This window comes from Kribbella sp. (assembly GCF_035655035.1).
Classification (GTDB): Bacteria; Actinomycetota; Actinomycetes; order Propionibacteriales; family Kribbellaceae; genus Kribbella.
Window position 1 is genome coordinate 1 of record NZ_DASRVN010000168.1, and the last position, 9,919, is coordinate 9,919.

At 68.4% G+C, this 9,919-nt stretch carries 9 protein-coding genes; 5 read left to right on the plus strand and 4 right to left on the minus strand.

Features of this window, described 5'->3' with window-relative positions; translation table 11 throughout:
• Positions 1-248, minus strand: a 248-nt coding sequence (locus tag VFF46_RS09785) for a sigma-70 family RNA polymerase sigma factor (protein WP_325036736.1), incomplete at its 3' end; no start/stop codon positions are given.
• Positions 249-406: 158 nt separating this feature from the next.
• On the opposite strand from VFF46_RS09785, the gene VFF46_RS09790 reads away from it, so the two are divergent.
• On the plus strand, positions 407-1,834 hold the full coding sequence (locus VFF46_RS09790; RefSeq protein ID WP_325036737.1) for an MFS transporter: 1,428 nt from the start codon (positions 407-409) through the stop codon (positions 1,832-1,834).
• A gap of 212 nt (positions 1,835-2,046) precedes the next feature.
• Complete coding sequence (locus tag VFF46_RS09795; RefSeq protein WP_325036738.1) at positions 2,047-2,673, plus strand: DUF6308 family protein; 627 nt, start codon at positions 2,047-2,049, stop codon at positions 2,671-2,673.
• On the opposite strand, the gene VFF46_RS09800 is transcribed toward VFF46_RS09795, so the two are convergent.
• Both VFF46_RS09800 and VFF46_RS09805 read right to left on the minus strand, forming a co-directional pair.
• Positions 2,674-4,176 carry an LLM class flavin-dependent oxidoreductase gene (locus VFF46_RS09800; RefSeq protein WP_325036739.1) on the minus strand — a complete coding sequence of 501 codons (1,503 nt, stop codon included), beginning with the start codon at positions 4,174-4,176 and terminating at the stop codon, positions 2,674-2,676.
• 46 nt (positions 4,177-4,222) lie between these two features.
• Complete coding sequence (locus tag VFF46_RS09805) at positions 4,223-7,231, minus strand: BTAD domain-containing putative transcriptional regulator (RefSeq protein WP_325036740.1); 3,009 nt, start codon at positions 7,229-7,231, stop codon at positions 4,223-4,225.
• A gap of 72 nt (positions 7,232-7,303) precedes the next feature.
• On the opposite strand from VFF46_RS09805, the gene VFF46_RS09810 reads away from it, so the two are divergent.
• Genes VFF46_RS09810 through VFF46_RS09820 form a run of 3 tightly spaced genes read left to right on the plus strand, consistent with a single transcriptional unit; the run spans position 7,304 to position 9,221 of the window.
• A complete protein-coding gene (locus VFF46_RS09810) occupies positions 7,304-7,867 on the plus strand; it encodes an NAD(P)H-dependent oxidoreductase (protein WP_325036741.1) in 564 nt (187 codons plus the stop codon).
• 12 nt (positions 7,868-7,879) lie between these two features.
• On the plus strand, positions 7,880-8,425 hold the full coding sequence (locus tag VFF46_RS09815; protein WP_325036742.1) for a dihydrofolate reductase family protein: 546 nt from the start codon (positions 7,880-7,882) through the stop codon (positions 8,423-8,425).
• Between the two features lie 10 nt (positions 8,426-8,435).
• A complete protein-coding gene (locus VFF46_RS09820) occupies positions 8,436-9,221 on the plus strand; it encodes a maleylpyruvate isomerase family mycothiol-dependent enzyme (RefSeq protein ID WP_325036743.1) in 786 nt (261 codons plus the stop codon).
• Positions 9,222-9,588: 367 nt separating this feature from the next.
• Here VFF46_RS09820 and VFF46_RS09825 read toward each other — a convergent pair.
• A partial coding sequence (locus VFF46_RS09825; protein WP_325036744.1) for a hypothetical protein occupies positions 9,589-9,919 on the minus strand: 331 nt, incomplete at its 5' end.

The window sequence follows — 9,919 nt, forward strand, 5'->3', positions numbered from 1 at the left end:
ACCGCCGCCGGAAGCGGTCGACGGCGCGCCGCCCGCTGCGCATCCAGGCACACGTTGGTGGCGATCCGGTACAGCCAGGTCCGGATACCGGAGCGCTGCTCCCACGCGTCGTACCCACGGAACGCGCGCAGCATCGTCTCCTGCACCGCATCCTCCGCGTCGTACCAGCTCGCGAGCATTCGATAGCAGTACGCCGTGAGCTCGTGGCGGTAAGGCTCCGCGACGTCCGCGAACCCGGTCTTGCCCATTGCGCGTCCTCCAACCCGATCCATCGACTCTCACACGTACAGACGGTCGGCGGCGGCAAAACTCACCACGGCCGGCGCTCGATCCTCGGGTTGAGAAGTTTCGCCGCGCTCCCCGGTCTATCCCCGGCGACACCGCACATTCGCTTCCTGGAGGACCGATGACCGAGAGATCCGTACGTCCAGCACCCGTGACTGTCCGCCGCGGAGCCACCTTGGCGCTCGCCTCGCTGGGAGCGTTCCTGACCTCGCTCGACGTGGTCGTCGTCGCCACGGCGCTTCCCGCGCTGCGCGAGGACCTGGGCGCCTCGCTCGCGGATCTGGAGTGGAACATCAACGCGTACAACCTGGCGTTCGCCGCGCTGATGCTGACCTGCGCCGCCGTCGGCGACCGCATCGGCCGACGTACGACGTACGTCGCCGGGCTCGTCCTGTTCGCCGCATCGTCGGCCGCGGCGGCGCTCGCCGGATCCACCGAGGTCCTGATCGCGGCTCGCGTGATCCAGGGCGTCGGCGCCGCGATGATCCTGCCGCTCACGCTCAGCCTGATCAGCGACGCGTTCCCGAAGGAGAAGCGAGGTACCGCGATCGGCATCTGGGGTGCCGTGACCGGCCTCGGGGTGGCGGCAGGTCCGGTATTGGGCGGGGCGATCGTCGAAGGGCTCTCGTGGCAGTGGATCTTCTGGATCAACGTCCCGATCGCTCTGCTCGTGGCCGTAGGTTCGGTCGTACTGCTCACCGAGACTCACGGTCCCCGCGACCGGCTTGACCCACTCGGGCTGGTCCTGGTCAGCCTCGGCCTGACCGGGGTCGTGTGGGCTGCTGTGCGCGCACCTGACGCCGGGTGGCACAGCGCGGAAGTACTCACGACTCTCGTGGCCGGGCTGGTCCTGCTCGGCGCGTTCCTCGCGTGGGAACGGCGGACCGCTCACCCGATGCTGCCGATCGGGTACTTCGCACGCCCTGGTTTCACCCAGGCCAACCTGGTCGCGTTCTTCCAGTTCGTGTCGCTCCTCGGGTCGCTGTTCATGATGACCCAGCTCTTCCAGATCGGCCTCGGCTACTCGCCGCTGCAAGCCGGCGTCCGCATCCTGGCGTGGATGGCGATGCCGATGCTCGTGGCCCCGATCGCCGGAGCGCTCGCCGACAGGTTCGGCAACCGGCCGTTCATGGCGCTCGGGCTGCTGCTGCAAGGAAGTGGGCTGGTGTGGGTATCGGCCGTCGTCGAGCCAGGCGTCCGGTACGGCGTCCTCGTCGTACCGCTGATCATCTCCGGTATCGGCGTGGCGATGTGCTTCCCCACCGTCGCCAACGCGGTCGTCAACGCCGTACCCGTTGACGACTCAGGCGTCGCGGCCGCCGTCAACACCTCACTCCGTGAACTCGGCGGAGTACTCGGCATCGCACTCGCCGCCGCCCTGTTCGCAACCAACGGCAGCTACGCCACCCCAGCCACCTTCATCACCGGTTTCGCCACCGCAGAACGCACCCTCGGCCTCGTCCCCCTCCTGGGCCTGGTGGCAGCCGTCCTGTCCCCCGCTCCCAGAACCCGTCCTCGAGCCAATGGAGCGCGAGGAGTTTCCGCATGATTGCCTCCGCTCAGTCGTGAGATTGTGACAGAGAGTTTACGGCGAACGGCACTCCGGCGGCGGGGATGATTACAGGTTGTGGATAACGGGAAGTGACCCTGGCGTGCAGGTCCCCCGGAAGTCGCTACGATCTGCGGGAACAGAGTGAGGAACGTTCGAATGATGGTCCGCCCGCTGGCGGGTTTGCCACCACAAGTGTGAGGGTGTGGCTCATGAACATCGGTACCCGGAAGATCGTCGTCGACGAGGCGATCGCGCAACTGCGGCTGTACGCCGAGACGAACGGCGCCGTGCTGCAGTACTACGACGGGCTGCCGGGGATGACCACCGTCGGCGGCTCCGACCCGAACCGGATCACCTTCGAGGACCTGGCCCGGACGATGGTGATCGGGTCGGACCTGCGCGCGATGGACATCCCGTGGCTGCTCGAGGTCGACGTCGAGAAGGATCTGGCGGCGATCCCGGTGGACGCGCGGCTCGAGGACGCGGCGCCGGGCAGTGAACTGTTCGAGGCGGCGATGGCGCTCGACGACAAGTTCACCGGGCACCGCGGGTTCGGCCACGCGAAGAAGTCGAAGCTGCTGCACCTGAAGCGGCCGTACCTGTACCCGGTGACGGACAGCTTCATCCGGATGACCTACGGTACGTCGGCGGCCGGCTCCGCGTTCCTGTCCGCGGTCCGCGACGACCTGGTCAACCCGGCGAACGTCCGCGACTTCAAGCTGCTCCAGGTCCGCCTGATCGCGGAGCCGGCCACCAGCGCCGCCCGGCTGCTCGGCGAGGTGCCGACGCTCCGCCTGCTCGACATCCTCGCCTCCCTGCTGGGCGAGGCGAAGTAGCTACAGCACCCCGAGCCGCGCGAGCGGCTCCACCAGTTCGCGCTCCTCGTACGACAGGTGCGAGAGCAACGTGTCGTCGAGGAGGTCCATGGCGGCACGCAGTCCGTCGATGCTGCCTGAGCCGTCAACGAGCGCGACCAGCGCTTTGTCGACACCCTCCAGCACGTCGTGGATGATCTTGTGCTCCTCCTGCAACCGGTCCACGACCGGCGCCAGGGCGGGGTCGGCGCGCCGCAGGTGCGGGAAGAGCGACGCGTCCTCCAGCGAGTGATGCGTCGTCACAAGCCGGCAGTACGACTCGCAGTACGTCCCTAGAGTCCAGTTGTTCTGCCGCATGGTCATCGTGTTGATGTGCGACCGCGCCGCGCCGACCCCGAGCGTCCCGGCCGCGACCTGCTCCACCAGGTCTCGTACCTGCTCGAGCTCGGCCCGCAGGTGGTCGTGTACGTCGATCAGGTGCTGCCCCGACTGCAGCTGGTACGGCGTATACGTCCGTGACGGGTCCTGCGCCGGTCCCGTCGGCCGCTCCGCCTCATCCAGCAGCTGTACTGCGCTCCGCCGTACAGCAGGAGGCGGTGTCGGTACGACGCCGAAGCCCGTCGCAGGAGCCACTGCCACAGCAGCACCGGAGCGCGCTACCGAGACAGCCTCACGTACACCCGCAGCGACCTCAGAGAAGCGCCTGATGTCGTCAGGGTTGTCAGAGGCAAGGATGTACGTACTGATGCCCTCCCCCAGCGTCAGCTCCGTCAGCTGGTCGATCCACAGCTCCTCTGGCCCCTGCAGGAACCCGCCACGCCCACTGAACTGCCCGGCGATGTTGTAGAGCCGCCGTACCGCTGCAGGATCTCTGCCGGCGTCCACGGCCGCCTCGTCGATCACCTTGTTCATAGCGGCCAACTCGTCCGGCCCGGCGTACCCGCTGCTCGGCAGCCAGCCGTCGGCGAGCCGTCCGGTCAGTGCGAGCATCCGCGGCTTGTACGCACCCAGCCAGATCGACACGTCGTGCGCAGGCGCCGGACCGCGCTTGGCACCGGCCACGGTGTAGTGCTTGCCTTCAAGCCGGATCCCACCGCCTTCAGGCGTCCACACCTCGCGCATGATCGCAATGGCTTCCTCAAGAGCGGTGATGCTCTGCCCTGTCGTCAACCGCGGGCCTGCGTTCGCTGCAACCGCCTCCAGGAACCCACCGGCGCCCAGACCGAGCTCCACCCGCCCGCCGGTGATCAGGTCCAGAGTCGCGACGCTGCGCGCCAGGACGACCGGGTGTCGCAGTGGGAGGTTGGCGACGTTGGTCGTCACCTTGATGCGCTCGGTCTGCGCGGCAACGACGGACAGCAACGTCCACGCGTCCATCAGCCGCGGCTGGTACGGATGGTCCTGGAAGCTGACCAGGTCCAGCCCGACCTGCTCGGTCAGCTGGGCCAGCGCGATCACGCGGTCCGGGGCGTCGACCGCAGGGGTCAGGAAGGTGCCGAAGGCCACCTCATGGCGATAGTCCATGCGGTCAAACTACTTCGCTAGGTAAATAATCTCAACTACAGAACATCTACTGCCGGACGAGCAGCGCGAACGCCTCGGCCGGACTCAGCTCCGCGCCGCGTGCGTACGCCGCCTGGTAGCCGGGGGACGAGGCCGCCGCCGCGACCGCGCGGTCCAGGTCCTCCGTCTCGGTGGCAGCCATCAGATAGTTCTCCGAGGCCCGGGTGGCCGCCGTACATCCGAGCAGCACAGCAGCGAGCGTCTTGTCCGGGTGACAGCCAGCAATCCCCTCCAGCGCCCAGCACATGCCACGCAGCGAGTCGAACTCCTCCGACACCTGGAAAGCCTCCGTGTGCAGCGCCAGCGCGTCCTCCAGCCGCCCTTGCAGCTCTCTGACGAACCCGAGCTCGTCCAGCACGAGCGACAGGTACAGGACCGCGTCCTGCTGCCGGCGAGCGACGTCGATCAGCGCCTGCAACCGCTCCGACGCTTCCTCGAGCGCCCCGGAACGGCGCGCCGCGAACGCGAGCACGATCTCCGCCAACGCCTGCGTCGCACGCTGCCCCTGCTCGGTGGCCAACCGTACTGCGCGCTCACCGTACGACTGTGCCGCGTCGTAGCGGCCCTGCCGGATCGACGTCCAACCGAGCATGCCCAACTCGTTCGCGAGCTCTGGCCACAGCCCAAGCTCCTCCGCGGCAGCAACGCCTTCCAGGTGCAGCCGCTCCGCCTCGTCGAAGTCTCCGACGAGCTCAGCGTGCGCTCCGAACCAGCTAGTCGCCTGCAGCAGACCCCAACGGTCCCCCAGCGACCGGAAGATCGCGCTACTCCGCAACGCGTCGTCGTACAGCGCCGGCAGGTCAGCCCGCACATGCGCGTGCTTTGCCCTTGCGGCCAGTACTGCGCCAACGCCCCACTGGTTCCCGTCTGCCTCAAAACGCTTCAGTGCGCTGTCCAGCAGGATCTGACACCCAGCCAGGTCACCTGCATCGCTCGCTGCATAGCCAACCCACCACTGGCCCATCCCATCAGCAGTGTCGATCCAGCGGTCCCGCTCGGCCGCGGCCTCCGGGCGTCCAAGAAGGTACAAGTACCCGGCCCGCCACGTCCCGGCTCGCGCAGACCCCGGTACTGCTTCCAGCGAACGCAGTGCCTCCAAGTGACGCCCACGGAGGAACCAGTACCACGCCAGCGCATCCACCAGCCGCTCCGCCAGGTCCAACTGCCCAGTGGTCACAGCACGATCCAGTGCGGTCCTGAAGTTGGCCGAGTCGTCGTCCAGCAGTTGCAGCCACCGACTCTGCTCAGCACCGAAGAGCTGTGCCGACTCAGCCAGCGCCACGTAGTACACCAAATGCCGCTGCCGCACAGCCTCCAGCTCACCGGAGGCCTGGAGCTTGTCGACGCAGTACGCCGCAACCGACTCCAGCAACCGGAAGCGCGTCCCCTCAACAGGTACGACAAGCGACCGGTCGACGAGCCGCACCAACACATCCAGTACGTCGTCCTCGCCGCAAACAGCCGCAGCCGCTTCCGCCGTACAGCCATCTGCGTGTACTGCGAGGCGCTGCAGCACGGACTGCTCCGCCGGGTCGAGCAGCTCCCAGCTCCAGTCGATCATCGCGTGCAACGTCTGCTGCCGTGGCGCCGCGCCGCGGTGCCCTGTCGCCAGTAACCGGAAGCGGTCGTCCAGCCGCGCTACCAGCCCCTGTACGCCAAGCGCCCGTACTCGCGTAGCCGCAAGCTCCAGCGCCAACGGAATCCCGTCCAGCCGCCGGCACAGTACTGCGACGTCAGCAACGGTCTCCTCCGTCAGAGCGAATCCACGTGACGCCGCAGCAGCACGGGTGACGAACAACTGCACCGCGCTGCACTCCTGCACCGTCTCCGGCACGGAATCGACTCCCGGGATCACCAGCGGCGGAACGCTCCACACCACCTCACCAGCCAGTCCTAGCGGCTCACGACTCGTCGCCAACACCTGCAGCCCCGGAGCAGCGGCCAGCAACCGGTCGGTCAGTACTGCGACCTCCTCGATCACCTGCTCGCAGTTGTCCAGCACGAGCAGCCGGGATCCCATCACCGCGGCCAAACGGTCGACAATCGCCTCTCCGGTGTCCCGCAGATCCAGCGCGTCCCGCACTGCGTCCGTCAGCGCGTTGCTGACCGACAGAGCGTCTCGCGTTACCGCAGCCAGCTCCACCAGCACGACACCATCCGCGAACCGATCAGCAATCGCGGCAGCGGCTGCAAGCGCCAGACGGGTCTTACCGACACCGCCAGGCCCAGTCAGCGTCAGCAACCGAGCTGCGCCGAGAGCCGCCCCAAGATCGGCGAGAGCATCGTCCCGGCCGATCAGCTCGGTCACGTGGGCAGGCAGGTTGTTGCGCGCGTGCGGCAGCTCCTGCGTCAGGATCGACTGCTGCAACGCGACCAGCGACGGGCTCGGGTCCAGCCCGAGCTCTTCCACCAGCAGCGAACGGACCTCGTCAAAACTCGCCAGGGCCTCGCTTTGACGACCTGCGCGGTACAGGGCCTTCATCTGAGCGGCCCGCAGTCCCTCACGCAATGGGTGCTCACGGACGAGGTCCAACAGGTCTGCCACCGACAGGTCCGCCCGCTCGCACGCGCTCAGGCGCTCATCCGTCAGCCTGGCGACAGCTGTCTCAACAAACGCCTCGTCGGCGAAGTCGGCGTACGCCGGGCCCCGCCACAGTGCCAGCGCCTCGTCGACCGCCCCAGCCTCCAGCAACTCCCGGAAGCGGAGAGCGTCACACACAGAACGCTCAAGGTCGATGGAGTACCCAGCAGGGCCGGATCGAACCAGTGAGCGGCTACCGGGCTCGGCGTCCTCGAAAGCGCGGCGCAACTGCGACACCTTCGCCGACAGGGTCCCAGACGGGTTGCCCGGCAGCTCAGTACCCCACAGGTGGTCGATGAGCCGGTCAGCAGGCACCGGGCGGCCTTCGTGCACCAGCAGGTCGGCCAGCAGCGCACGCACCTTCAGTCCCTGGATGACCACGGGTGTTCCCGCGTCCGTCCAAGCCGTCACCGGTCCCAGCACCCCGAAGCGCACGACCGAACCCTAACCGGAAAGAAACCGTAAACGCCTTCCGGCAGAGTCTGGCTCAGACGGAAGGAGGACGGCATGCGACTGGCAGTGATCATCGGCAGCACCCGCCGTGGCCGCTTCGGCCCGACGGTCGCGCACTGGCTCGCTCAGCAGGCCGGCAAGCAGTTCGAGGTCGACCTGGTCGATCTGGTGACCGCGAACCTGCCTGACACGCTGCCTGACACCGACGAAGCAACACCGCTAGAGGTGCAGCAACTCGGCATCAGGCTCGCAACTGCGGACGCGTTCGCCGTCGTCACTCCTGAGATCAACAGCAGCTTCCCGGCTCCGCTCAAGACCGCTCTGGACTGGTACTACGAGGAGTGGCACGCGAAGCCGGTAGCGATCGTCAGCTACGGCCGTGAGCACGGCGGCTGTCACGCGACCGCACAGCTGCGGCAGGTCTTCACAGAGCTGCACGCCGTCAGCATCCGCAACACCGTTGCCCTGCCCTGCTACTGGGAGCAGTTCACTGCAGACGGCGGCTGGCCCAAGCCGTCCGCCGGCTACGAAGCAGCAGCCAAGCTCATGCTCGACCAGCTCGTCTGGTGGGCCGAAGTACTGCGCGACGCCCGCAAGCGGCGTCCGTACCAACCGTGAGAGGAAAGACCCATGAGGAAGCTGATCGAGACCACCTTCGTCACGCTGAACGGCGTCATCGAGGACCCGCAGAACTGGAGCCCGCCGTACTGGGACGACGAGCACATGGCGTACAACCAGAGCCTGATGGAGGGTGTCGAGGCGCAGGTGCTCGGCCGGGTCACCTACGAGGGCTTCGCCGACGCCTGGCTGTCCCGCGCCGGTGACCCGTTCGCCGACGTGTTCAACGCGATGCCGAAGTACGTCGCGACCCGTACGCTGACCGAGTGGAAGTGGAACGCCCAGCCGCTCGAGGGCGACGCGGCCGACGCGGTACGGCGGCTGAAGGAGTCGGACGGCGGCGACCTGATCAAGTTCGGCACCGGGTCGTTCTCGAAGACGCTGCTGGAGCACAAGCTCGTCGACGAGTACCACTTCTGGATCTTCCCGGTGGTTGCCGACGGCACCAACATGCTGCACGGCAGCGGCATCGGCCCGACGCACCTCGAACTGCTCGGCACCACGACCTTCAAGTCCGGCATCGTGGTCCACAAGCTCGCCCCCAAGACGCAGGCGTGAACGGAGAGTCATGACCGAGATGAAGCCCGAACAAGCCCGGCGGTGGATCGTCGAGCACACGCGGCGGCTGGCGGAATCCGCCGCCGCGGCCGGGCCTGGTACCGCGGTGCCGACGGCGCCGGGGTGGACCGTCAAGGAGTTGGTCGAGCACGTGGGCCAGACGCAGCACTGGGTCGCGGAGCTCGTCGAGCGGCGCATCGCCGACCCCACGCAGTTGCCCACGGAGGTCGCCGTACTCCCGGCCGACCACGCCGCGTGGCCGGGTTGGCTGGCCGAATCCTCGCAGCGGGTGGCGGGGGCGTTCTCCGACGAGGCGTTCGACGCGCCGGTGTTCAACGCGGCGGGCGATGAGCGGTCCGGGGCAGAGTTCTGGATGTCCAGCTCGGTCAACGAGGCGGTCGTGCACGGGTTCGATGCCGCCAACGCGGCGGGGCGTTCGGTCGAGATCGACGCCGATGTCGCGGCGGCTCTGATCAGCAACCACTTTGCGATGCTCACGTCCCCGACCTGGGCGATGCAGCGGGCCGAATCCGCGCACGCTGTTCGCGGGACCGGGCAGACTTTGCAATGGCTGGCTACCGACGGTGGGGCGTGGTTCGTCGAGCGGCGGCCGGACGGGGCGACCTGGCAGCCCGGGACCCGCGCGGCCGATGTGACCGTGACCGGTCCGGCCGGATCGCTGCTGCTGGCGCTCACCCGCCGCATCCCACTGACCGACGCCGCCGGCATCAACGTCGACGGCGACGTCTCCCTCGCCCACCACTGGCTCAACAACACCGCCCACGTCTCCGGCTGACCAGCCGGCACGGCGCGAGACCCGGCTGAGGGCGGTACGGCCGCGACCCGGCCGACGGCGGGTACGGCCACGGCCAGCCGGAGCGGGGTACGGCCGACAGGGGATGCGGCGCCCGCGTCAGCTGAACGAGGTGCGGTCGGCGTACCGGCTGAGCGGAGTCGGCCGGCACACAGGCTGAGCGGCGTACGGCCAACAGCGGGTGCGGCGCCCGCGTCAGCTGAACGAGATGCGACCAGCGGACCGGCTGAGCGGAGTGCGGCCGGCACACAGGCTGAGCGGGGTACGGCCGACCGGAGGTGCGGCGCCCGCGTCAGCTGAGCGGCAGGGCAGGCGCACAGGCTGAACGGGGTACGGCCGGTACACAGGCTCAGCGCGGTACGGCCGACAGGGGGCGCGGCGCCCGCGTCAGCTGGACGAGGTGCGGCTGGCGCACCGGCTGAGCGTGGTGCGGCCGACGTACCGGTTGAGCGGGTGCGGCGGGCGTACCGGTTGAGCGGGGTACGGCCGACATACCGGTTGAGCGGGTGCGGCGGGCGTACCGGGTGAGCGGGGTACGGCCGACATACCGGTTGAGCGGGGTACGGCCGGCGGACCGGTTGAGCGGGGTACGGCCGGCGTACCGGGTGAGCGGGGTACGGCCGACATACCGGTTGAGCGGGGTACGGCCGGCGGACCGGTTGAGCGGGGTACGGCCGGCG